This window comes from Bacillus paramycoides (assembly GCF_038971285.1).
In the GTDB taxonomy this organism is placed as follows: Bacteria; Bacillota; Bacilli; order Bacillales; family Bacillaceae_G; genus Bacillus_A.
Genome location: NZ_CP152427.1, coordinates 405080 through 430530, shown reverse-complemented (window position 1 = coordinate 430530; position 25451 = coordinate 405080). Strand labels below are relative to the sequence as shown.

Below are 25451 nucleotides of genomic sequence, written 5' to 3'. Positions count from 1 at the left end.
GAGAGAGCAACAGTATAAAGCCTTATTTAATTGTGCATATAAAAAATGGGTAAGGTGAATACACCTTACCCATTACATATTATCGTAAAAAAGGATTAAGGTTCTTTACCTGCTGTCTTCAATTTAGCTTAATGGTTAAAAATGGGCAGACTTCTCCCTTATCAAGCTAAAACCATTTGAAGAACAGTTGATAAAGTCATTTTATCCTTTCACTCCTTTAACATTTGTTATATTAAGAGTATAAACTACTCTGTTATATTCTATTCTCTATTGTTCTTTTTGTTCCTTCTCCGTTTTATCGTTTTCTGCATAAATTTCTTTATACATCTTTTCTAATGCATATGGACTTGTAAAGATAATTGTTAATGATTTCCACATATAAATTCTTCTTTGTAATTCTATTCCATACTCTTTACTCACTATATTTTTCACTTCTGGGATATGATCTTCAGTTTGAAATTGTTGCACAGACTTTAATTCATTCGTTTTAAAATCTGTTAAAAATCCTATTACACTTCGCCCATGTTCCTGTGACCTTTCTTCTAAATCAAAATGAATCGAATGAACAAAACCTAAAACGTGAAAGATTTGAGCATGCAACCCGACAGCAGCACGCTGTTCCATTAAGTTGTAGCACTCTCTTTTTAACTCTTCTACCATTTCTAAAGAATTTCTATTAACTTTCCTTTTGCCAACAAACATAATTTTTACAATATGAGCGACTGCTCCCATACTTTTTAATACACTCTCTAAAATTTCTACCGCATCTTCCACATAACCATTTGTAATTATAGAATGAATAAATTCATCTAATAGCGCTTGAAACTTTTTAACTAAATGTAAATCACATAATTCTGGAACATCTTTTCTCAATTGATCCCGGCCTTGAACCCAATTTAAAACTTCTGTCATTTCTTCTTCTTTTAATTCACGATGCTCCATACCATACTTCATTAATAAAATATGATTTTTTAATAAACACTTTCCTTCTTCAAGATTATCAGCTGTTAACGAATCAACTATTTGCTCTATAGATTTCATCTTTCTCCCCCTATAAAAAAAGCCTCTTAACAGTAATTATACCAAAAACTGTTAAAAGACTTTTTCTATTTTTTCATATAAGGAGCTAATACTCTCAGAATTTCTTCCTTATCCTTCTTTAACTCCAGTGATGTTAACATATCCATCGTTCGTGGTCTAGGTAATTTCACTTGTACCTCACCAACTATCGATGCCGGTCTTTGAGATAAAATAAATACGCGATCCGAAAGCAAGATTGCCTCGTCTAAGTCATGTGTAACCATAACGATCGTTTGCTTCTCTTGGTGCCAAGAGTTCAAAAGCCAGCTATGTACTTCCATTTTTGTAAAGGCATCTAATTTTCCGAAAGGCTCATCAAGTAGCATAATTGGTTTTTCACATAAATATGTGCGCAGAAAACTAATCCTTTGGCGCATACCACCAGACAATTCATCTGGATAATGGTCTGCATATTCATCTAGCTGAAACTGCTTTAATGCTTCCATTCCTTCTGTGAGCCTTTGTTTTTTCGGTTTCCCTTCGATTTCCAATGGCAGCACTATATTTTGCAAAGCTGATCGCCACGGTAGTAATAAATCTTGTTGCGGCATATAACTTACGACATCTTGCTCTTGTACGTGCTTATCCTTATACGTTACATTTCCGCTTGTTGGATTTTCAACATTTGCAATCATATTTAATAATGTGCTTTTCCCGCAACCACTCGGTCCTACAAAGGAAACGAACTCTCCCTCTTGTATAGAAGCACTAATATTTGCTAATACATTCTTTCCATCGAAAGATTTCACAATATCTTTTATTTGTAATCCACTCATTTTTCGCTTGGAAGGAACTCATTTGTAAAGGCATCTTTCACATCAATTTTCTTCTTAATAACTTTGTTATCATATAAGAAATTCATGTAATTCGTCCAAACTTCTTCCTTCTGTACTCCCCATACTTTTGCATCATCTTGATACTTCGTACTTAACCACTTTTGACTTTCTTGTACTAAGTCTTTATTTACATCTGGAACAGCCTTAATTAAAATATCAGCAGCTTCTTTCGGTTCTTTAATTGCAAAGTTATAACCTTCTGTCGTTGCACTCATAAACTTTTTCACAAAGTCTTTATCTTGTTTCGTATGTTTTTCACTCGTAATCATAACAGGACTATAGAAATCAAGCGCTGGATCTAGGTCTTTCACCATAATCGTATTTAACTCTTTTCCTTGGCGCTTCGCTTCAATGCCATCCCATCCGTAATAAATCCATTCAAAGTCTGCATCACGACCGATTGATTTGAAGAAATCTGTTTGTCCTAAGATGATTTTTTCAACTTTATTAAAATCAGCTTGATTTTTCTCCATAATTGTCTTTAATGTAGCTTCTTCCGCTGGTCCTCCCCAGCCTCCGTAACGTTTACCTTCAAAATCTTTCGGTGAAGTCATGTTATCTTTCTTAAGCGATGCAAAAGCTGAAGTGTTATGCTGAATAATCGCTCCTACAGACACAACAGGAATACCTTCCACACGAGCCAACGTTACATTTTCTTGTGCACTTATTGCAAAGTCAGCTTTTCCTGAAGCTATCATTTGCTCCGCTGTCACATTATCACCAGGCTGAATAATTTCTACATCTAAGCCTTGCTTTTTATAATAATCTTTCGCTTGTGCTACATATAAGCCAGTATGATTCGTATTCGGAAACCAATCTAATACTACTTTTACTTTTTGATCTTTACTTGCACTTTCTTCTTTCTTCGCCGGATTACATCCAACCACACCTACCGCTAATAAGGCAGCCAACATAACTTTTAAACTTTTTTTCATTTTCTGCCGTCCTTTCTATATATCCATGGTGCTGTTATTCTTGCCATAAACTCCACGATAAAATACAGACATAATGTCACCATAACAATAATTGCTGCAACACCAAATACTCGGGCTGTTAAAAAGGATTTCGTAGCCCTCGTAAGCATAACTCCTAATCCTTCACTGGCACCGAGCCATTCTCCAATAATCGCTCCCATTACGCTATATGTAACTGCAATTTTTAACCCTGAGAAAAAGTATGGAAGCACTGCTGGAAACTTTACTTTCTGATAAACTTGCCATTTCGTTGCCTTCATCGTTTGCAACAACTTCAACATATTTTTATCTACCGTTTGAAAACCTTCTAAAATGCTAAGCGCAATCGGGAAGAAACAAACGAGTATGACTACCATTACTTTCGGTAGCATTCCATATCCAAACCAAATAATAAATAACGGTGCAAGTACAACGATTGGAATCGTTTGCGAAATAACAAGCAACGGATTTATTAAAATACGAAATAAAGGGATAACGTCCATAATAATTGCAATACTTGTCCCAATTAAAATCGCAAAGAACAGTCCAATTATAACCTCTTGCAGCGTTTGTATCGTATTTGGTAATAGTAAATCTTTCATTCCAATTAATTCTTGAACAATGGCTGAAGGCTTCGGTAAAATCCAAGGTTCAATTTTAAATAATGAAACAGATCCTTCCCATATCGCAATGAGAAGGATAAGCCAAATTGTTGTAATTAGTTTAGATTGCTTCTGGTTTTGCATATTCATCACGGTACTTCCAAACTTTTTCATCTATCGTTACACCAGTGCTTGGACGATAGTGGATTTTAATAGAAGTAATTACTTCTTCTGCTCCAGCATCCACACATGTTTGTTGTGCACGTTTAATGACATCAAGAAGTACATCTAATTCTCCTTCCAGCGTTGTTTCCATTGCCCCTACTTCATAACGAACTCCCGATTGTTGTACAACCTCAATTGCTTTATCAACAACAGAATACACATCTTTGTTCTTCGCTTGTGGTACTACTGAAAATGAAATTGTAACTTGTTGTGACATAGTAAAATCCCCCTTATAAAATGAAATATTAAAACAAGAAAAGGCTTTCCTACTGCGTAGGAAAGCCTTGTATGCAAGTTATTATAGAATAACATATGCTACATCACTTTAAGTAACTCCCTACGCTGGCATTATCCAGATCAGGTTGAGGGTCGATGTTTGTTTACATCCTCTCAGCCAATTGGCTCCCCGGTCCTTAATTCGTTTTCATTGTAGCATGATTTATTTTATTGAACAAACAAAAGCACGTATAATCCTTTCATTTAACTTTTGAATTCACCAATTAACTCTTGTAACTCCTGTGAAAGCCAGCTTAAAGAACTAGATAATTCAGCAATATTTTGTACAGACATTTCCTGTTCTTTCATACTTTCTTCAATATTATTACTACTATTTGCATACGTATTTGCAATAAGTGATAGTTCATTTACAACACGAACAATATTTTGGCTATTTTGCAATATATCACTTGAATTGCTAGAAACAACTCTAACTTGATTTGTAACAGATTGTGCTGATTTTGAAATTTTTTCAAAGAAAGCACCACTACTTTGAAAAAGTTTCATTCCGGATTCTACTTCTTTTGAAGCTTTTTGTATTGAAACAGCAGCTTCTTCTGTTTCAACTTGTGTTTCCCCTATTAATTTCGTTATATCTTTTGCTGATGCTTCCGTCTGCTCTGCTAATTTACGTACTTCATCAGCAACAACGGCAAATCCCTTTCCGGTTGCCGCAGCACGTGAAGCTTCGATAGAAGCATTTAAAGCTAGAGAATTCGTTTGATTTGAAATACTTGTAATTACATTTACAATATCACTAATTTCTTTTGATCTCGTTTCCAAAGAATGAATGATAGAAGATAAATTTTGTACTGCATTTTGTATTATTTTCATTTGATTCATCGTCTGTTCAATAATACCATTTCCTTTTACTGAATGATGCTTCATACCTTCAGACTCTTTCGTCATTTGTTTTGCAGTATTAGTTATCTCTTCCATCCTATCTTCCATTTCATATACAATATCTAAATACTTTGGTACTGACGTTTCTTGTAATTGAACGCCAGCCCTTAACTCAACTATAGAACTTACGATTCCTTGGACTGCCATGCTATTTTCTTTCGTACTCACTGACAATTCTTGTGAAGATGAGGAAACCTGTTCTGCTGTCTGCTTCACTTTATCTATAATTCCTTTAAACTTCTCGATTGTATTATTAAAATACGAATTAATAATACCAATATCATCTGGTCTTTCCTCTAATTTAATACTCAAATCACCTTCACCGACTCTGCGCAATCCTTCACGTAAATCCCGTAATGGAGCAAGTGCGTTACGTACAATTAAGAATTGAATAACAGTTGCAATTAAAACAGAAATACAAATAAACATTAAACCTTGTATAATGAACTTTTCCTTTGTACTAGGAACAATAGAGGCATCTACATCAGCTGCAACAAGTGCCACAATGTTCCCTTCTCCATCTTTAATTGGCTCTAATATCGTTACCCATGTTCCTAATGCGTCTTCATATACTTCTGTCATATTTGCTTTTTTCGTGCTCATTACCTTATCATATGCTTTCATCCAAAGGTCTGGTTGCTTATAATATTCTCCTGGCCTTACTTCAACAACATTTGTTAAACCTGTAGACAAATCAATGATTTGTAGCTCACCTTTTTCATTTTTTTTCGCTCCAACAATATACGTTTGTCCAACACTATTCAATTCTTCCGTTGATTCATCTAATTTCTCTGTTAACTTCTCTCTCTTTTCTCTTTCCGCCGTTGGGTCTTTTGCAACATCTCTCAATATGTCCGCATCTAATTTATGTACTACCGTATCTCCTGTTTCAAAAGAATGCCTTTCAAATATAGACATCATACTATTTTGAAACATATTAAAACTTAACGCTCCCATAGTACCAACAAGCGTCAAAATAACTAACACAGTTAACAACACATTTTTTTGAAGAAATGATAGATTGCGCCAATATTTTTTCATTAACATCACCTTTCTTAATTAACTTAATATAAAGTGAAACTATTAAAATATAAACCTTATTAACAATCGTTAAAAGTTCTCATTTGTTTATAAGGTGAAACTTTAATCAGTGGGGGTTTTGTTCATCCCCCACTGATTATTAGTTGAACCAATCGGGCTTTTACGGGCAGTTGATCCCCCACCTAACTTCTTTGCTTCCGCTGAATTTTGAGGTGGGGGTCTTACTGCCCGTTAATGCGGGATAAATAAAAAAAAGACCAATGAAAAGAGCATTGGTCAAGACCAACCCTATCCGTCCGGTAACTGGCTAGCATAGCCTTTCGGCCTTAGCTCCTGTAGTTTTGCGTCCTAATGTTTCCATCAGTTTGCCTTTCTCGCTGAACGAGTTGAACGATATGGGAGTTCTATGAGAATTAAATTATTCTCTATCAAAGATTACAACATAAAAATTAAAATGTCTACCTATTTAGAGATGCAGATGTATAGTTTCAACGAATTATTTTTTCGAAATAATTTAACAAAGTACGTGAATGTTACATTTCTTGTGTTATATAATAAAAAATATATGAAACACAAGGATTATTTTGAATATTTATTTTAATTTTCGTTCAAATTAAATTATTCAAATATATCTTAACTAATGAATTTCGGAGGTAGTTTATCATGTTTTGGCTACAATTTCTTACGTTACTACTCTGCATTTTTATTGGCGCACGCCTAGGTGGAGTCGGTCTAGGAGTGATGGGTGGCGTTGGTATGGCAATACTTGTTTTCGTCTTCCACTTACAACCTACAGCTCCTCCTGTTGATGTAATGCTTATGATTTTAGCAGTAATTACAGCTGCCGGTGCACTTCAAGCCGCTGGAGGAATGGACTACCTTGTTCATCTGGCTGAGAAAGCATTACGAAAAAATCCAAAGCGTATTACATTCTTCGCTCCAATTGTTACTTATTTATTTACACTCTGCGCAGGAACTGGTCACGTTGCTTATTCTGTACTTCCTGTTATCGCAGAAGTTTCTCGCGAATCGGGGATTAGACCAGAACGACCAATGTCAATTGCCGTAATCGCTTCTCAACAAGCAATTACAGCTAGTCCTATATCAGCTGCAACGGTTGCACTTTTAGCAATGCTAGCTGACTATAAAATCACTTTATTAGATATTTTAAAAGTAAGTATCCCTTCTACTTTTATCGCTTGTATGATAGCTGCATTTGTTGCTAGCAAAATGGGGAAAGAATTAAATGAAGACCCTGAATACTTAAAACGATTAAAAGAAGGAATGATTCCTAAGATTGAAGAGAAAAAAGGATTTACCGGTGTAAAAGGCGCTAAATTATCAGTTATCCTTTTCCTAGTAGGAACTTTTCTTGTCGTACTTCTCGGTTCATTTGAAGCACTTCGTCCAGGATGGATGGTTGACGGGAAGTTAGTTCGTCTTTCCATGCCAAACACAATTGAAATGGTTATGTTAACGATCGCAGCTCTTATTATTATTTTCTGTAAACCAAATGTAGAAAGTATCGTGTCTGGTAACGTCTTTAAAGCGGGGGCAACAGCAGTTGTTGCTATTTTCGGTATCGCTTGGATGGGAGATACTTTCTTTAACGGAAACTTAAATATGATTCAAGGATCAATTCAGCACCTAGTAACAAGTGCACCATGGCTATTTGCCATCGCATTATTCATTCTATCTATTTTACTATATAGCCAAGCCGCAACGGTACGTGCTTTAATGCCACTTGGATTATCACTCGGTATTCCACCAGCACTACTAATCGCGATGTTCCCTGCAGTAAACGGATACTTCTTTATTCCAAACTATGGAACAATCGTTGCTGCCATTAACTTTGATCGCACTGGTACAACTGGCATTGGTAAATATGTTTTAAATCATAGCTTTATGATTCCAGGCCTAATCGCCACATTCACTTCTATCGGAATTGGAATGCTCCTAATATCAATTATGTTTTAAAGAAAAAGCACAAACCGATAATTTTAAAAGGTTTGTGCTTTTTTTAATCAAACGTTTGTTTAAATAAACGAAACAATTCATTTTGCAACTCTACAAACCTTCCCCGTTTCAAATAATCCCTCCTATTTCTAATTATTAATATCAAAAAAGCTATGCAGCATTTTAATACGACATAGCCTTCTTCTACAAACTCTTACTTACTTCCTCTACTAGCTTCTTCGTACTTTCATACGCAGATTCCGCTAAACTAATCGCAGAAATAACGGAAACACCGTCTGCACCCGCTTCTATAACTGAAGCTGTATTTTCAATTGTAATACCACCAATCCCGACGATCGGTATTGTAATTCCTTGCTCCCTAAAATGAGCTAAACCATTCGTTCCTTGCACAGCTTTCGTATCTTTTTTCGTACTCGTTGGGAAAATAGGGCCAACACCTAAATAATCCGCTCCGTTTTCAATTGCCCAGCGTGCTTCTTCAATTGTATGTGTAGATACACCAACAATTTTATCCCCCATTTTTTCACGAACAGAAGTAATCCCTTCATCATCTTGTCCAACATGCACGCCATCTGCATCTAACTCGATAGCTAGTTCCACATCATCATTTACGATGAACGGTACACCGTACTCCTTACAAATTGCTTGTAGTTCTTTTGCGAAACAAATGCGGTCCTCTCCTGTTAAAGCACCTTCTCCCTTTTCACGAAATTGAAAAATTGTTATACCGCCTTCGAGTGCATCTCTCAATACTTGTAGCGGCTCTTTCGCACAATTGTTACTTCCCATAATAAAATATACTGATAACAACCTAGACATTTCAGCCTTTGTAATACGCGACATCTAGTTCCCCTCCTTACTATATAATTTCAATCTTCCCGTACTTCTCAATATCACCTGAAGTGGTATTCGCTAACTGATTTAAAAATTCAATTTGGAAACTACCAGGTCCTTTTTCCACCGTCTTGGCAGCTGCCAGTTCCGCAGCTACACTATAAAACGTTAATGCCGCTACCGCTGCCTTTACATAATCCTTTTCTACCGCTACAAATGCTCCTATTACAGAAGTTAGTAAACAACCAGTTCCCGTAACTTTCGTTAAAATAGGGTGACCATTTTGAATAAGGATCGTTCGCTCTCCATCTGTAACAACATCTTCTTTTCCAGTAATTACCATAACTGTATTCAATTCATCCGCTGCCTGTTTTGCAATACTTACGACATTGCCATTACCAGCACCAGCGTCTACTCCTTTAATTTCCCATCTCTCATTAATAACGTTCGCTATTTCAGCTGCATTTCCGCGAATAATCGCTAACTCAATTTCAGCCGGAATATGTCTCGCAACTTCTGTTCGATACGATGTTGCTCCTGCACCAACTGGATCAAACAGTACTGGTACATTGTTCACATTTGCTGATTTACCAGCAAGTAACATCGCTTCTACCTCATCAGGACGAAGTGTACCCATGTTCAAAACAAGCGCCCCAGCAATGCTAGCCATTTCTGCTACTTCTTCTTTTGCATATGCCATTACAGGCGATGCTCCTAGCGCTAACAAACCGTTAGCTGTGAAATTTGTGACAACAACATTTGTAATATTATGAACGAGCGGATTAGATTTTCTCACAAAATCCACTACTTTGCTAATTTCTTTCATATTCATCCTTCTCATCTCCTAACTATAGTGATGGGAGATACACAAAAAAGCACTTTGCGCGTACGCAAAGTGCCTGAACATGTGCTTTTACACTCTCCCTACGCTGGCATTATCCAACAGGTTCAAATGGTCAATAACGGATTAGTCATACTCTCAGTTTGCATCCACAAACTCCCATGTGCTTATTATATTTCTACTTCAAAGTCTACTCTTATTCTAGTAAAATAACAAGTTCTTTACTTTTCTATTTCATATAGAAGCAACTAATAAAACAATACGCATAATCAATATCTATTTCTCATAGTCTCATCATGGTGCATATTATGTTCTGTCGCCATCATTCACTTTCAAACAGATGTTATCCCACTAAAAAACGTTCAAATCTGGAGCGAAACTGAATCTCAAGAAGATGTATGCTATAGTTAACGTATGGAAATTTGAAAGGATGTTTTAAATATGTCAAAAAGCGTTGTAATCGCTGAAAAGCCTTCCGTTGCACGTGATATTGCTCGCGTACTGAAGTGCGATAAAAAAGGAAACGGCTACCTTGAAGGTAGTAAATATATTGTAACTTGGGCTTTAGGTCACCTTGTTACATTAGCAGATCCAGAAAGCTATGATGTGAAATATAAAAAGTGGAATTTAGAAGATTTACCGATGCTACCTGAGCGTTTGAAATTAACGGTTATTAAACAAACTGGGAAACAATTTAATGCTGTAAAAAGTCAGCTACTTAGAAAAGATGTAACTGAAATTATTGTAGCAACAGACGCTGGACGTGAAGGAGAATTAGTCGCTCGCTGGATTATTGATAAAGTTCGAGTTAACAAACCGATCAAACGTCTATGGATTTCATCTGTTACTGATAAAGCGATTAAAGATGGTTTTGCAAATTTAAAACCAGGTAAAGCATATGACAATTTATACGCTTCAGCAGTTGCCCGTTCAGAAGCTGACTGGTATATCGGCCTTAACGCGACTCGCGCTTTAACGACTCGCTTTAATGCCCAGCTGAATTGCGGCCGTGTACAAACACCTACTGTCGCAATGATCGCTAATCGTGAAGATGAAATAAAGAACTTCAAAGCTCAAACTTACTACGGCATCGAGGCTCAAACGACAAATCAGTTAAAACTAACTTGGCAAGATGCAAACGGCAATAGCCGCAGTTTCAATAAAGAAAAAATTGATGGTATTGTAAAAGATTTAGATAAGCATAATGCTACCGTTGTGGAAATTGATAAAAAACAGAAGAAGTCATTCTCTCCTGGTCTTTACGATTTAACTGAATTACAACGTGATGCAAATAAAAAGTTCGGTTACTCTGCGAAAGAAACATTAAACATTATGCAGAAATTGTATGAGCAACATAAAGTGCTAACATACCCTCGTACAGATTCACGCTATATTTCATCTGATATCGTTGGGACACTTCCAGAACGTCTAAAGGCGTGCGGAGTTGGAGAATATCGTTCTTTAGCACATAAAGTATTACAAAAGCCTATCAAGGCTAATAAATCATTTGTTGATGATAGTAAAGTAAGCGATCATCACGCAATTATTCCGACAGAAGGATACGTTAACTTCTCCGCCTTCACAGATAAAGAACGTAAAATTTATGATTTAGTTGTCAAACGTTTCTTAGCCGTTTTATTCCCAGCATTCGAATACGAACAACTAACGTTACGCACAAAAGTTGGCAATGAAACGTTCATTGCACGCGGAAAAACAATTTTACATGCCGGCTGGAAAGAAGTATATGAAAACCGCTTTGAAGATGATGATGTAACGGATGACGTAAAAGAGCAACTTCTACCTCGCATTGAAAAAGGCGATACATTAACTGTAAAGTTAATTATGCAAACATCAGGTCAAACGAAAGCACCTGCACGTTTTAATGAGGCGACTTTACTTTCAGCAATGGAGAATCCTACAAAATATATGGATACGCAAAACAAACAACTTGCTGATACGTTAAAATCAACTGGTGGATTAGGTACTGTAGCGACACGTGCTGATATTATCGACAAGCTATTTAATTCATTCTTAATTGAAAAACGTGGTAAAGATATTCACATTACTTCAAAAGGGCGTCAGTTGCTTGATTTAGTACCAGAAGAACTAAAATCCCCTACACTAACTGGTGAATGGGAACAAAAACTTGAGGCTATCGCAAAAGGTAAACTAAAAAAAGAAGTGTTCATTTCAGAAATGAAGAACTATACAAAAGAAATTGTATCTGAAATTAAATCAAGTGATAAAAAATATAAACATGACAACATTTCAACAAAGTCTTGTCCAGACTGTGGTAAACCAATGCTAGAGGTAAACGGCAAAAAAGGAAAGATGCTCGTTTGCCAAGATCGTGAATGTGGTCATCGTAAAAATGTATCTCGTACAACAAACGCTCGCTGTCCGCAATGTAAGAAGAAATTAGAATTACGTGGTGAAGGTGCAGGACAAATCTTCGTATGTAAATGTGGCTATCGCGAAAAACTTTCCACGTTCCAAGAGAGACGAAAAAAAGAATCTGGAAACAAAGCTGATAAGCGTGACGTTCAAAAATATATGAAACAACAGAACAAAGAAGAAGAACCATTAAATAATCCGTTCGCAGAAGCATTAAAGAAATTAAAATTCGATTAAACAAAAAGGTTCCTACCTCTATCGGTAGGAACCTTTTATTTTAGTGAATGATTTTACTTCCTTTTGCGTTCTCAACGAATTTTTCACTCGATTTGTTAATTGGTGTTTTCAGTAATAACGCAGCAACAATCATAACTACTACGAAAGCACTTAATACAAGTAAATCTCGCGTTACGATATCCCACAGCATTCCGCCTACTGTTTCACGAATTGCACTAATTGCATATGTGAACGGTAAGAATGGATAAATTGCTTGGAAGAACGCTGGTGTCATTTGAATTGGGAATGTTCCGCCCGATCCTGCTACTTGCAGTACAAGTAAAATGATCGCCATCGATTTCCCAACGTTTCCGAAAATAGAAACGAGTGAGTATACGATACAAACGAAGACTCCACCAATAAATAAACTAAATAACACAAACCAGAACTTATCGACTACGTACGTACCGAGTAAGAATATATCTCCCATTGATACGATAAACGCTTGTGAAAGACCTATCGTTAAGAATGTTAATAAACGTCCGAAGTAAATTTCATGGCTCTTATAATTCGCGCCCTCTTCATGTACTTCTACTGTTAATAATGAAACCATTAATAATGCGCCTACCCATAATGCAAGCACTGTATAGAACGGTGACATTGCTGAACCGTAGTTCGGCATCGCAAATAATTTATTCTCTTTTAAATTTACTGGATTCGCAAAGTAATCACTTTGCTTTTCAACATCATTTTTCAATAAGCGTATGATGTCTTTTAAATCCTCTTCAGATTCAAAATCACGAATTTTATTTGCTAATTCTTTAATCTTTTTCTCAGTCTCCGGCATTTCAGCTTTAATATCTGCTAATTTCTTTTTACCATCTACTAAGCCTTTTGATGAATCTTCTAGTAATTTTTTAACATCTGGAAGCTTTTTGTCTGCATCATTTAAAATTTGAGTTGTATTTTTCGACATCTCTTTTGTACGAGCAATTGCTGTATTGAAATTAGGTACAATTTCTGAATCATACGTCGATAATACATCTGTTAATTGAGCTGATCCACCCTTCGCAGCGTTGTTAATACTTTCAATTACATCTTTTGTAGGTTTCTGACCATTGTTAAGAAGTGTAATCCCCTTATTTGTTGCCTCTACACCTTTTTGAAGACTACTTTTCGCTTTATTTAATTTCGCAATTCCATTATTAAGGTTTTTATCACTATTTACATCTGCTAAAACCTTATTTGTACTTTCTAGAACTGGAATCATATCATCAATTAAACCAATTCCAGCTTGGAATTGACCATTTAAACTTTTTAAGGCTTCCTTCGAACCTTCTAAACCATTAACACCTCTATTTTGTACATCCTCTAATGCTTTTTGGACACTAGATTTAGTACTTTCAAGACTATTCTTTGCTTTCTCATAATCCGCTTTTGCATTATCATATATTTGATTTGCATCTGCTTTAGCTTGATCTACTGTGCTAACTGCTTTTTTATAATCTGCTACAAATGTTTCATTGTAATCTTTTTCAGCTCGATCGATTAAAGCATTTGTTTCATTTAATTTCTGATTGATTCCATCACGCACATCTTGTTTAACTTCTTGACCTGTGCTAATTAAATCGTTTAAACGTTTAAAACGATTATTTAAATCTTGTTGTCCATTCTTAATATCCGTTAAATGCTCTTTTCTTGTTTTAAAGAAATTTTGTCCAAACTCAGTTTGAGCCCCTTGCTCTAAACGAGCCATAACATCAATTACATAAGAAAGATTGTCAATATGCGTTTGAAGATTATTAGATATAGTCGAAATATTTTTCTTGGCTATCTCTGGATCAACGCTTCCATTTTGCAATCCATCCATAACACTTTGTGCATAAGCTGTTCCTGCACGTGATGAGCTTAAAACATTATTTACTGTTTGATTAATATTTTGTGCTATCCCCTTATAACCATCACTATTCAACTTAGAAAGGTCTGGTCTTGCAGGGAATTCAGGTAATCCATTCATTCCAGACAAGTCAGGAATATTTAATTCTACACCTGGATTCATTAAAAAGTCAGTAAATGCAGCTGCACTATCCATAACGCCTTTTGCTGCTACTAAATCATTTCTTATCGTCCCTGGAGCATTTTTTAATGTTTGATCTTGTCTTGCAAAAAACTTATCTAAATTCGCCAATGCTTCCTGTCCATCATTTATGACACTCTCTACAACAGGTAAATCTTTCTGCGCCACTTTCACAACATCTTCCGCTCGAGTCGCATCATCTAACGCCTTATCCATCAGTGTATTCATTTCTGGGAATTGCGCTTCTAACTTAAATACAAGATCTTTTACTTTCTCGATACTTGGTAAATTTGTTTCTAAATCGATTCCAAGATCATTAAAAACTTTAAAAATCTCACCGTTTGCTGTTTTAACAAAGTTTTTACTAATTTCTTCTGTAATACCTGATGCACCTTTTGCTGTAATTTTTGGTGCAATCGCATTTACTTTTTCATTTACATAGTAATCCAGTTCTGGTTTCTGTGGATTTTCATCCAGAACAGTTGCAATCTTTTCAGAGAAATCTTTTGGAATTGTAATACTTGCATAGTAATCCCCGCGCTCAACTCCGTAAATTGCTTGTTTTTCGTCTACAAATTTCCACCCAAGATTTTTGTTTTTCTTAAGAGAATCTACAATCTCGTCACCAATATTGATGTCTTTTCCTCTTAAATTAGAGCCAGCATCTTGGTTAGAAACTGCAATGGGAACCTCTTTTGTATTTCCGTACGGATCCCAGGAAGCTTTAATGTTAAACCATGCATATAACGATGGTAAAATCATTAATCCTACAACAATAACAATTGCAGCCCAATGTTTAGCTACATTCCGTAAATCTGTCTTATAAATACGCCAAATTTGTTTCATAGAAGTTATCACCTAATTATATATTTTTCCTTCTTTAGAAAATGATACATACATTTTGCAATTATATCACTTTCTACATCGTGGATTAACCAAAAACGAACTATTTTTCCCATTAACTTTGACTTACTACATTATATAACGAAGTCAGTCAAAGTATGAATACAAAATGACCAAATCGGTTTTACATTCAATAATAACAAATATATAGGAAATGTCATAAAAAATACAAGTATTTTCTCTTGGAAATACTTGTATTCCTCAAAAAAATCCTCACAGCTTTTCATCATCTGTGAGGATTTCTTCTATTATATATCTACTTGTACTTCTACACCGAAATGATCTGAAATTACATTTCGGTTTGTACCATTAAAAATGACTTTTGAAGAACGAACTTTTTCACTTTGGTTACACAATATTAAATCGATTCGTAGATTATGTTTATTTTCATCCCAACCAGCAATCTCACCTTGGACCGTTGTTCCTTCATCTTTCTCTATTGCTAGTTCATATGTGTCATACAAACCTTTTTGCATCATATATTCATAACCCTCACCTTGCAAACGGGCGTTATTATTAAAATCACCCATTAAGAAGGATAGTTCATTGCTATCTACACGCTCCATCAAACGATTAACTTGACCTTCAAATCGTTCTTCTTCATCATTCCACCAACCGAGGTGGCAAGAGTAAAACGTGATGTTCTTACCATTATAAACAATTGTTGCACTTACAATTTTGCGTGTTTTCCAATACGCCGTGTCCTTATTTTCTGAAATAAAGAACGTATCTTCTTTTATAACATTATGTTTCGTTACAATCGCTAATCCTTCTTCATACACATCATAACCAATATGAGAGAAATCCCAAGTAATATTGTAATCTTTTACATGTAACGCTTTTAACTCTTCTAATAGTAAAAGTCCAAAATTATCTTCTTTCTTGTTACCGCATACATTTTTAGCCCCTATCGACTGACTTACTTCTTGCAATGCGATGACATCATACTCTTCTTCTTGAATGACTTTAGCAAGATATTTTATCTTTTCTATTTGATTTTCTTCTTGCCAAGAGTGACAGTTTAAAGTTAGCAATTTCATATTATTACGCACCTAACATATCTTGAATGTCTGACTTTAATACGTCAGCTTTCGGACCATATACTGCTTGTACACCTTTATCTTTTACGATAAGTCCTAAAGCACCATTTTGTTTCCACTGCGCTTCTGGTGCAACAACATCTAAATTTTTTACTGTTACACGTAAACGAGTCATACAAGCATCTACGTCAGCAATATTTTCTTTTCCACCTAATAAATCAATAACTTTTGTTGCTAATGAACCATCTTGTACATTTCCTGTTCCCTCTGATGACTCATCTTCATTATCAATGTAGTTACCTGCACGCCCTGGTGTTGGTAAGTTGAACTTTTTAATTAAGAAATTAAATAATGTAAAGTTCAGACCGAAGAATACTAATGAAACGATAACGAAATTGATTAAATCTCTAGTTAGTCCTGCATTAACCATCATCGGTGTACGAGTAATTAATTCAATAAATCCAAATGCGTGAACACGTAAGTTAATTAAATCCGCTAATGCGAATGCAAGTCCTGTTGTAATTGCATATACAACATATAATACTGGGGCAATAAACATGAACATGAATTCAATTGGTTCTGTTACACCTGTTAAGAATACTGCTAACGCTGCTGATAAGAACATTGGTTTATATTTTACACGTTTTTCTTTATCAACATTACGGAACATTGCGAATGCAATACCCATTAATGCTGCTGATGAACCGATAACTTGTCCAGCTTTGAATCGGGCTGGTACAACATTATTTAATAGATCGTTATATGCTTTTGTATCTCCATTTGCTAATAAGTTATTTAAATCTGTAATCCATGCAAGCCATAAAGGATCTTGTCCTGCTACAACTTGTCCAATTTTTGAGCCAGTTAACATCGTATATGTTCCGCCTAGCTCTGTGTAGTTCATCGGAATCGTTAACATATGATGTAAACCGAATGGTAATAGTAAACGCTCTAATGTTCCATATACAAATGGTGCAACAACTGGTGCACTATCCTTTGAAGCTGCAATCCAGCGACCAAATTCATTTAATCCACTTTGGATGAATGGCCATAAAAGCGATAATACAATTGCAGTGACTGTAGACCAAACAATTACAACGAATGGTACGAATCGTTTTCCGTTAAAGAATGCTAATGCCTGTGGCAGTTTGTTATAGTTATAATATTTGTTATATAAAGTAGCTCCTAAGAAACCTGTGATAATCCCTACGAAAACTCCCATGTTTAATGCTGGTGCACCAAGTACAGAAGTAAAGTAATCTTTTACAATTAAATCTCCTGCTAATACTGAAGAAACTTTCGCTTTTGAATCCGCTAACATTTCAGCGTTTACGCCAAATATAGCTCCTGTAATTCTATTCGTTAAGACAAATGCTAATAGCGCTGCGAATGCACCACCTGCGCGATCCTTCGCCCAAGATCCCCCAATTGCTACCGCGAATAAGATGTGCAGATTTGTAATAATTGCCCAACCGATGTCTTCCATTACGCGAGCGATCGTATGAACTGCGTTAATATCCCCAGCAGACATCCCAATTAACTTACCGATAGAAATCATTAAACCAGCTGCTGGCATTACAGCTACAACAACTAATAATGCTTTCCCGAACTTTTGCCAAAAATCAAAAGACGTAATTTTCATCTGTTCTTCCTCCCCTTTATTTATAACAACATAATGATTTAAATTATAATTTCTATTTCTATTGTGAAAACGATTCCTTATGTTACTTCTTTTTTATCTTTACGCAACCGTTTTCATAAATCTATTTTAATAAAAGCGTTTTCACTTTGCAATAGAAATTTATTTTTTTTCATAAAAAAAGATGCTCTAGGAGCATCCTTTTTTATTATGAAATGCGATAAACCCTTGTTTCATAAGGCTTTAACGTGATTGTATTTACTTGTTCATGTTCCGCAACTTCGTAGTTATTTAAAAGCAAACGTTTGCGTTCTAGTGCGAATGAACCCTCATTATATACAGCTTCCTCTTTTGAGATATTACTAATTACAACGATTTTTTCATCGTTTAATGTACGAGTATATGCATAAATTTGCGGATCATCTTCTAAAAGTAAATCGTACGTACCGTAATTCAGTACATCATGCTCTTTTTTCAAGGCAATCATTTTCTTATAGAAATTGAAAATAGAGTTCTCTTCATTCTTTTGCTTTTCAACATTAATTTCTTTATAGCTTGGATTCATACCAAACCAAGGTACACCTGTTGTGAAGCCAGCATTCATCTCATCGTTCCACTGCATAGGTGTACGTGAGTTATCGCGGCAAGAAGCCCATATAATTTCCATCATATCTTGATGTGATACGCCCTCTGCAATTTTCTCGCGATATAAATTTTTAATTGCTACATCATCGTAATCTTCAATATTTGGGAATTGGACATTTTTCATCCCAATTTCTTGTCCTTGATAAATAAACGGTGTACCGTGCATAAAGAAGTACATTGCTCCTAGAGCTGTTGCACTTTCACGCCAATATTGTTTATCATCTCCCCAAGTTGAAACGATACGTGGTTTATCATGATTCTCAATATATAAAGCATTCCATCCTTTATTTTCTAACCCTTTTTGCCATTTCGTTAATACTTTTTTCAGTCCTACAACATCAAGATCTTTTTTCTTTTCTGCATCCCATAAGCTTAAATGTTCGAATTGGAATACCATATTGAACTTACCTTGCTCTTCTCCAACCCAAAGCTCAGCATCTTCAATCTTAACGCCATTCGCTTCACCAACAGTCATAATATCGTACCTAGAAAATGTATTTTCTTTTAACTCTTCTAGTAAAGGTTGAATACCATCTACATTCATATGTTTATCAAAAGATGGTACATACTTCAGTTCTTTTGGATTTGGCATATCTTTGAAGCCATCTTCTTTTTTAATATGGCTGATTGCATCCACTCGGAAACCATCGATTCCTTTATCAAGCCACCAATTAACTGTATCGTATAACACTTCGCGAACTTCTTTATTCTCCCAGTTTAAATCTGGTTGTTTACGCGAGAATAAGTGTAAATAATATTGTCCTGTTACTTCATCATATTCCCATGCCGAACCGTTAAAAATACTTTCCCAGTTGTTTGGTTCCGCACCATCTTTACCATCATGCCAAATATACCAATCACGCTTCGGATTGTCTTTAGATGAACGAGACTCAATAAACCATGGGTGTTCATCACTTGTATGATTAATAACTAAATCAATAATAAGCTTCATATCACGCTTATGAACTTCATCTAGTAAAGCATCAAAGTCTTCCATCGTACCAAACTCATCCATGATATCTTGATAATCACTAATGTCATAACCATTATCATCATTAGGTGACTTATACATTGGGCAAATCCAAATTACATCTATACCTAAATCTTTTAAATAATCCAGTTTCGCAATAATACCTTGTAAATCTCCAATACCATCGCCATTTGAATCCATAAAGCTACGTGGATAAATTTGATAAGCAACCGCTTCTTTCCACCATGTCTTATTCATAGTCATTCTCTCCTTTTGCATCCCATCAGAATTTTATGCAAACGTTTTCGTAACACTATCATAACAAAATATGAATAGTTTGCAACTGTTTTCATTGAACTCTATGTAGATTCCTTATTCTTATGCCTTATTTATTTCTCACAAAAGCAAATCTCATTCCTCACCTGCTCTTGTCCACGCACGTTACATACGCTCGGTTAAAGATTTACAAGAAAGCTTAGAGATGACTATGTCAATTAGCCCGATACCGACATTAAAAATTGGCAAACTAGTTATTATGGCCCTAACGTTCAAAGATTACGTAAGACGAAAACCATATATGACCGTTGCAATGTCAAAGTATCCCTCCTTTTCATACGTAAAAAAAGAAGAACAGAATGCTGTTCTTCTTTTTTACATTGAAAATCGTTCAATTGTTTGTTTCAAGTCTGTTGCTTGTTTCTCTAGATCCTTTAATAATTGATCGATTGCTATCATATTTTTAGATTGTTGCAACGTCACACGTGCTACTTCTTGTGAACCAGCTGACGTTTCTTCAGCAATTGCTGCTACGGCCTTTGTTTGTGCTCCTGTTTGATGAATGTGGCTCACTTGTTCATTCATATAACCACTAATTTGCTTCGTTGCATCCGCTACTTCCATAACACTTGATGACATTTCTTTTAAAATTAATTCCGTAGCCTCCCCACGTTTCGCCTCTTCTTTAGCTATTTTCACTTGTTCTGTCATTTTCATTGCAACTTGTTGTACTTCCTCTTGCATATTTCGTAATAACTGCGATATGTTTCTTGCAGAATGGTCACTTTCATCAGCAAGCTTCCGTACTTCTTCCGCAACAACCGCAAAGCCTCTTCCATGCTCTCCTGCACGAGCTGCCTCAATGGAAGCATTCAGTGCTAATAAATTCGTTTGACTCGCAATCTCACTTACAACAGAAACAATATGCTCTACTTGTTTCATTCGTTCTTCTAACTTCTGTACATTTTGCATCGAATCTTCATTTTCTTTTGCCAACGTTTGAATACCTTGAATTAAAGAAGTAAAGACACGAGTACTATGCCCTAAAGCTTGAACCATTTCTAAAGACAATTGGTCAGACTGTTTTGCTTTATCTTCCACTTCACTTGCAATAGAAGTTGTTGTATCAACAGCAGAAACAATTGCCTGAATGGATGCTGCTGATTGCTCAGCTCCAGAAGAAATCTCTGCAAGTGTTTCAGAAACACCTTGTGCTTGTTTCGTTGCTTCGCCTGTTTGTTTTCTAATTTGCTGTACTTGATTGTTTGTATACGAAAATGTTGTATCAATATTTTTTACCATGCCCCTTAAGTTCCCTAGCATCATATTAAATGCAACACTTAAAGATTTAATTTCATCATCAGTCTTTGGTAATGGAACATCTTCACGAATATCTCCTTCAGCCGCTTTTCTCGCCGCCTCCTCTAACTTTCGAAGCGGTTTAATTAAAAATACCGCTGCTCCATATGCTAAAATTCCAGACCATACTACCCCTAATAACATAACGATAATATTATATGCAGTTTGACTTACATAACTTTGAAAATAATCGTATATCACATAAATAAAAAATATACTTGTTGAATATGTAATTAAAGCTAAAACTGTAGTGAATAGCATAAGTTGTGTACGTAAGCCAAAGGAAAATGTCTTCCTTTCTTTTTCCATCTCTTCTTTCCCCCTTTTTATAAGTAATATAAGTACTACCTATATATTATTATCCATATTTTCATTATAGAAGGATATAGGGATTTTAAAAATTATTATTTCCTTGAATATCAAATCCACTAAAAAAAATAAAGGATTCTGACAATTTGTGACTAATAACAGAAATAAGGGGCAACATTTGTAAAATTTATTTTTGACTGGGGGTTTTGTATGATTCAGGTTCGAAATCTAGTAAAATCATTTGGCTCACTTGATGTTTTAAAAGGAATTGATTTAGAAGTACAAGAAAAAGAAGTTGTTGTTTTAATTGGTGCCAGTGGTTCCGGTAAAAGTACATTACTTCGCTGTCTTAACTTTTTAGAAATGTACGATGAAGGTGAAATTCACTTACAAGGTGAACGAATTGATCCAAAGCATTCAAATTTAAACAAAGTCCGTGAAAATGTCGGTATGGTTTTTCAGCACTTTAACCTCTTTCCCCATATGACCTCACTAGAAAACATCATAGAAGCACCTATTCATGTAAAAAAATTAGAAGCAGCAAATGCAAAGGAAATCGGAAACCAACTTCTGCAAAAAGTCGGCTTACAAGATAAAGCAGATGTAACGCCCCACCTCCTTTCAGGTGGTCAAAAACAGCGCATTGCCATTGCACGAGCTCTTGCTATGAATCCTAAAATTATGCTATTTGATGAACCTACCTCAGCCTTAGACCCTGAACTTGTTGGAGAAGTACTGCAAGTTATGAAAGAACTTGCTGAAGAAGGAATGACCATGGTTATTGTTACTCATGAAATGAATTTCGCAAGAGATGTAGCTGATCGCGTCATTTTTATGGATGATGGAAAAATTGTAGAGGATGCTCCACCAGCGCAATTCTTTTCAGCTCCATCACACGAACGAGCAAAACAATTTTTACGCAACGTTTTATAGTGTAACTTCTGTTTCAAACGAAAAGAAATACATTCATACGGTGCACAACTAATCATCTAAATACAATATTTCAATAACATACTTAAAACCATCCGTATGATCAATATATAGGAGGGGTTTTATGAAAAGAAAACTATTAACCATTGTTGCGAGTATTACATTATGTACATCTTTCATACTAGGAGCATGTAGTAAGGAAAGCTCTACTACTTCTTCAAATGGTGAAAAAGAATTTCGTTATGCAATGAGTGGCTTATATAAACCATTTAACTATAAAGAAAATGACGGAACGCTTGTCGGCTTTGATGTAGAAATAGGTGAGGCACTTGCGAAAAAAATGAATATGAAACCCACTCCTATTACAAATCCATGGGAAACACTAATCCAAGGTCTCAAAGCGAAAAAGTATGATGTAATACTGGGCAGTATGGCCATTACAGAAGAACGCTTAAAGGCTGTTAATTTCTCCAATCCTTATTACCGTTCTGGTGCCCAAATTTTTGTGGCTAAAAAGAATGCATCTATCTCTTCTCCAGAGGATTTGAAAGGTAAGAAAGTTGGTGTTGTAAAAGCTAGTACCTTTAAAAACCTTGTTGCAAAACATACAGATCAAATTACAGAATACGATAGCGATATTACTGCACTTATGGATTTAGAGCCTGGACGTATTGATGCGGTAATCACTGATCAAATGGTTGGTTTACGCATGATCAAAGAAGGTAAATCCAATATAAAAGAAGCTGGAAAACCATTAAATCTTGATGAAATGGGAATTGCTATTCGTAAAGATGATAAAGAAATGGTTGAGAAAGTAAATAAAGCTTTAGATGAAATCATTAAAGATGGTACGTATGAAAAGATTAGTAAAAAATGGTTTGGACGTAATATTCTTGGTGAGGAGGAAAAAACGAAGTAAATTAGTTATTCAAAAGTTTCATCCATTACGCCCCACTTTTTATCCCGCTATTTATGGGCAGTAAAACTCCCAATTGGTGCGAGATACTAATCAGTGGGGTATTTCATTCCCTACCAAAATCCATACAATATGAGGTGACACATATGTTTGAAATTTTTATGTCTACTTATCCCACACTCTTAAAAGCTACTATTGTCACATTACAATTAACACTAACATCCCTATTACTCGGTTCACTAATTGGATTACTATTCGCTTTTTTTCGGATCTCTAACAATAAAGTTTTAAATAGTATTGCTCATGTATATATCGCCATTATTCGTGGTACACCTTTAATTGTTCAAATTGCCATTCTCTATTTCGGGATTACATCCGTTGTTGTTTTTACTCCTTTTTGGGCTGGAGCAATTGCTTTAGCAATCCATAACGGTGCATATATTACTGAAATTTTCCGCGGATCCATCCAATCTATTGACCGTGGACAATTGGAAGCTGCTCGTTCTCTAGGTATGTCTTATCCTTTAGCGATGCGCCGTATTGTACTGCCACAAGCATTTCGTCAATCTCTTCCTCCTTTAGGAAATCAATTTATTATTGGATTAAAAGATTCTTCACTTGTTGCTTACGTAGGAATGTCCGAATTATGGGGATCAGGTTTATCTATTGCTGCAGGTAACTTCCAACAATTAGAAACATACATAATCGTTGGTTTATATTATCTCGTGCTTGTTCTCCTATTCACTTACCTTGTTAACCTTTTGGAAAAACGACTACAAAGAAAAGAAACTAACTCCGTCCAAGTCCATACAAAGAACAAAAAGGAAGTTTCTTTATAAGAAAAAGCAAGCCTGAGATGGCTTGCTTTTTCACTGCAACATATATCTGTGTTTACTGATTTATTTTTTTAATACTCTCTTCTTCCTCTATATGTTCCTCACGATATGAAATATTATGAGGATCTAGTCCATTTCCTAAAGAACCATAGAAATGCTCTCTATGCGGATCTACTAATTCACTTCCTTGATAATACACACGTGGTGTATTCCATAACGCTGCCAAAGCTTTTGTCATTGGCATCTCATGATAGCGTTCCGGCCACATTTCTTTAATTTTCTCTTTTACTAACGGATAGTATTTAGAGCTCATAGCAGGGAACAGATGGTGTTCTGTATGATATGAGAAATTGAAATGTAAAACGTCTACCCAACGCGGCACTGTTACTGACAAACAGTTTGCTAACGGATCATTTACTGGAACAATTGGATTTAAGCGGTGATTTGTTGCGATATATGCCATTACAATAAAGTTAGCAATTAACAACGGAATCACATATGCAAATAACCATTTTCCAGGTCCCATAATAAACAATAAACTAATCCAAACTGTCCAAGGCAAAAGAAGTTGAAGCCATACAGATTTTTGATTGGATGACTTAAATTCTTTTATAAAATGAAAGAACATTCGAGTCGAATGCAATGTAAATTGAATGGTTAGTGACAGAAAACTAAAGAATGAACGTACATGAAGAGGCATACGATACACCCAGCTCAAAAACTTACTCTTTTTAAGCTTCTCAAGTGTAGGCCATGCATCTGGATCATTCTCTTCATGTTGTGTATGAACGTGATGCGTTGCATTGTGCCACTTTCTCCAAAGTTTAGGTCCTGTTGATAATGGCATAAACGCAATTGCTCCTAAGAAATCTCGAAGCCATGCCTTTCTTACAACAGTTCCATGTAAAATTTCATGCCCTAAAAACCCAAGTGAAGCAAAACATAACCCAAGAACAATCGCAATTCCTAGATTCGCCCACACATTCAATTCAAATACACCAATCGATATTAATCCCGCCAATGCCACAAGCAAATAAGCCAGTCCACCAAATAAACGAGTAGGAACTGGTTTAAATGCTTTTTTCGGCAAATGTGGTGATACACGTGCTGCATACCACCCAAACGTATGAAGCTCCTTCATCCTTTTGCTCCTTTCTTATGCCGCGTCTTGCGCAACTTACATATATCAATTCTTGCTTCCAGATTGATTTTACTAGCTGATTAAAAAGCATCTATGTATAAGGAAAATATACTCACTCTATCGTCACTTATTTTTTCGCTTTTATTATTAATGAAAAACATTTCTCTTTTTACTCTCTATCAACCTTTCCACATGATGAATCATATCAATAGAATTTCCATATTGTCAACAA

18 protein-coding genes, 3 pseudogenes and 3 riboswitches are annotated in these 25451 nt (G+C 35.5%); of the genes and pseudogenes, 6 read left to right on the top strand and 15 right to left on the bottom strand.

Features of this window, described 5'->3' with window-relative positions; translation table 11 throughout:
- Positions 1-267 precede the first annotated feature (267 nt).
- The 6 genes from AAG068_RS02255 to AAG068_RS02230 form a co-directional block, all read right to left on the bottom strand.
- Entirely contained in the window at positions 268-1041 is a 774-nt protein-coding gene (locus AAG068_RS02255; protein WP_342717212.1) for a hypothetical protein, read from the bottom strand.
- Between the two features lie 65 nt (positions 1042-1106).
- Positions 1107-1856 (bottom strand): ABC transporter ATP-binding protein, encoded by a 750-nt coding sequence (locus AAG068_RS02250; protein ID WP_342717210.1) that lies wholly within the window; start codon positions 1854-1856, stop codon positions 1107-1109.
- Positions 1853-2851, bottom strand: coding sequence for an ABC transporter substrate-binding protein (locus tag AAG068_RS02245; protein WP_342717208.1), 999 nt, complete (start codon positions 2849-2851; stop codon positions 1853-1855). The genes AAG068_RS02250 and AAG068_RS02245 overlap by 4 nt, the downstream gene beginning before the upstream one ends.
- Positions 2848-3621, bottom strand: a complete 774-nt coding sequence (locus AAG068_RS02240) for an ABC transporter permease (protein WP_317460474.1) — start codon at positions 3619-3621, stop codon at positions 2848-2850. The genes AAG068_RS02245 and AAG068_RS02240 overlap by 4 nt, the downstream gene beginning before the upstream one ends.
- Positions 3593-3913 carry an MTH1187 family thiamine-binding protein gene (locus AAG068_RS02235; protein WP_342717204.1) on the bottom strand — a complete coding sequence of 107 codons (321 nt, stop codon included), beginning with the start codon at positions 3911-3913 and terminating at the stop codon, positions 3593-3595. The genes AAG068_RS02240 and AAG068_RS02235 overlap by 29 nt, the downstream gene beginning before the upstream one ends.
- A 100-nt stretch (positions 3914-4013) precedes the next feature.
- A riboswitch (TPP riboswitch) is annotated at positions 4014-4115 on the bottom strand.
- Positions 4116-4176: 61 nt separating this feature from the next.
- Complete coding sequence (locus tag AAG068_RS02230; protein ID WP_342717202.1) at positions 4177-5916, bottom strand: methyl-accepting chemotaxis protein; 1740 nt, start codon at positions 5914-5916, stop codon at positions 4177-4179.
- Positions 5917-6211: 295 nt separating this feature from the next.
- Positions 6212-6296: riboswitch (cyclic di-GMP riboswitch) on the bottom strand.
- Between the two features lie 283 nt (positions 6297-6579).
- Here AAG068_RS02230 and AAG068_RS02225 point away from each other — a divergent pair.
- Entirely contained in the window at positions 6580-7893 is a 1314-nt protein-coding gene (locus AAG068_RS02225) for an anaerobic C4-dicarboxylate transporter (protein ID WP_342717200.1), read from the top strand.
- 183 nt (positions 7894-8076) lie between these two features.
- Here AAG068_RS02225 and thiE read toward each other — a convergent pair whose 3' ends face one another.
- Together thiE and thiM are read right to left on the bottom strand one after the other, a co-directional pair.
- The gene (thiE, locus tag AAG068_RS02220; RefSeq protein WP_342717198.1) at positions 8077-8736 is read right to left on the bottom strand and encodes a thiamine phosphate synthase; all 660 of its coding nucleotides are present in this window, start codon (positions 8734-8736) and stop codon (positions 8077-8079) included.
- Positions 8737-8752: 16 nt separating this feature from the next.
- The gene (thiM, locus tag AAG068_RS02215; protein ID WP_342717196.1) at positions 8753-9559 is read right to left on the bottom strand and encodes a hydroxyethylthiazole kinase; all 807 of its coding nucleotides are present in this window, start codon (positions 9557-9559) and stop codon (positions 8753-8755) included.
- A 72-nt stretch (positions 9560-9631) separates the two neighbouring features.
- Positions 9632-9741, bottom strand: a riboswitch (TPP riboswitch).
- Positions 9742-10009: 268 nt separating this feature from the next.
- Between thiM and topB the strand changes: the two genes are divergently transcribed.
- Positions 10010-12199, top strand: a complete 2190-nt coding sequence (topB, locus tag AAG068_RS02210; protein WP_342717194.1) for a DNA topoisomerase III — start codon at positions 10010-10012, stop codon at positions 12197-12199.
- A gap of 40 nt (positions 12200-12239) precedes the next feature.
- Here the strand turns inward: topB and AAG068_RS02205 are convergent, their stop codons facing one another.
- The 4 genes from AAG068_RS02205 to AAG068_RS02190 form a co-directional block, all read right to left on the bottom strand.
- Positions 12240-15101: a YhgE/Pip domain-containing protein gene (locus AAG068_RS02205; RefSeq protein ID WP_342717192.1), complete on the bottom strand. Its 2862-nt coding sequence runs from the start codon at positions 15099-15101 to the stop codon at positions 12240-12242.
- Positions 15102-15406: 305 nt separating this feature from the next.
- A complete protein-coding gene (locus AAG068_RS02200) occupies positions 15407-16198 on the bottom strand; it encodes an endonuclease/exonuclease/phosphatase family protein (protein WP_342717190.1) in 792 nt (263 codons plus the stop codon).
- Between the two features lie 4 nt (positions 16199-16202).
- A complete protein-coding gene (locus AAG068_RS02195; protein WP_342717188.1) occupies positions 16203-17840 on the bottom strand; it encodes a PTS transporter subunit IIBC in 1638 nt (545 codons plus the stop codon).
- 205 nt (positions 17841-18045) lie between these two features.
- A complete protein-coding gene (locus AAG068_RS02190) occupies positions 18046-19710 on the bottom strand; it encodes a glycoside hydrolase family 13 protein (protein WP_342717186.1) in 1665 nt (554 codons plus the stop codon).
- 181 nt (positions 19711-19891) lie between these two features.
- Here AAG068_RS02190 and AAG068_RS02185 point away from each other — a divergent pair.
- Positions 19892-20072, top strand: a pseudogene (locus AAG068_RS02185) (BBE domain-containing protein); the annotation flags it as partial.
- 31 nt (positions 20073-20103) lie between these two features.
- Here the strand turns inward: AAG068_RS02185 and AAG068_RS29855 are convergent.
- Positions 20104-20676, bottom strand: a pseudogene (locus tag AAG068_RS29855) (methyl-accepting chemotaxis protein); the annotation flags it as partial.
- A 369-nt stretch (positions 20677-21045) separates the two neighbouring features.
- Positions 21046-21231: pseudogene (locus AAG068_RS29850) on the bottom strand (HAMP domain-containing protein); the annotation flags it as partial.
- A gap of 375 nt (positions 21232-21606) precedes the next feature.
- On the opposite strand from AAG068_RS29850, the gene AAG068_RS02175 reads away from it, so the two are divergent.
- From AAG068_RS02175 to AAG068_RS02165, 3 genes are all read left to right on the top strand, one after another.
- Positions 21607-22329 carry an amino acid ABC transporter ATP-binding protein gene (locus AAG068_RS02175; RefSeq protein WP_000616944.1) on the top strand — a complete coding sequence of 241 codons (723 nt, stop codon included), beginning with the start codon at positions 21607-21609 and terminating at the stop codon, positions 22327-22329.
- Between the two features lie 121 nt (positions 22330-22450).
- Entirely contained in the window at positions 22451-23245 is a 795-nt protein-coding gene (locus tag AAG068_RS02170) for an ABC transporter substrate-binding protein (RefSeq protein WP_342717174.1), read from the top strand.
- A 143-nt stretch (positions 23246-23388) separates the two neighbouring features.
- The gene (locus AAG068_RS02165) at positions 23389-24081 is read left to right on the top strand and encodes an amino acid ABC transporter permease (RefSeq protein WP_342717172.1); all 693 of its coding nucleotides are present in this window, start codon (positions 23389-23391) and stop codon (positions 24079-24081) included.
- A gap of 52 nt (positions 24082-24133) precedes the next feature.
- On the opposite strand, the gene AAG068_RS02160 is transcribed toward AAG068_RS02165, so the two are convergent.
- Positions 24134-25219, bottom strand: a complete 1086-nt coding sequence (locus AAG068_RS02160; RefSeq protein WP_000661224.1) for a fatty acid desaturase family protein — start codon at positions 25217-25219, stop codon at positions 24134-24136.
- Positions 25220-25451: the final 232 nt, after the last annotated feature.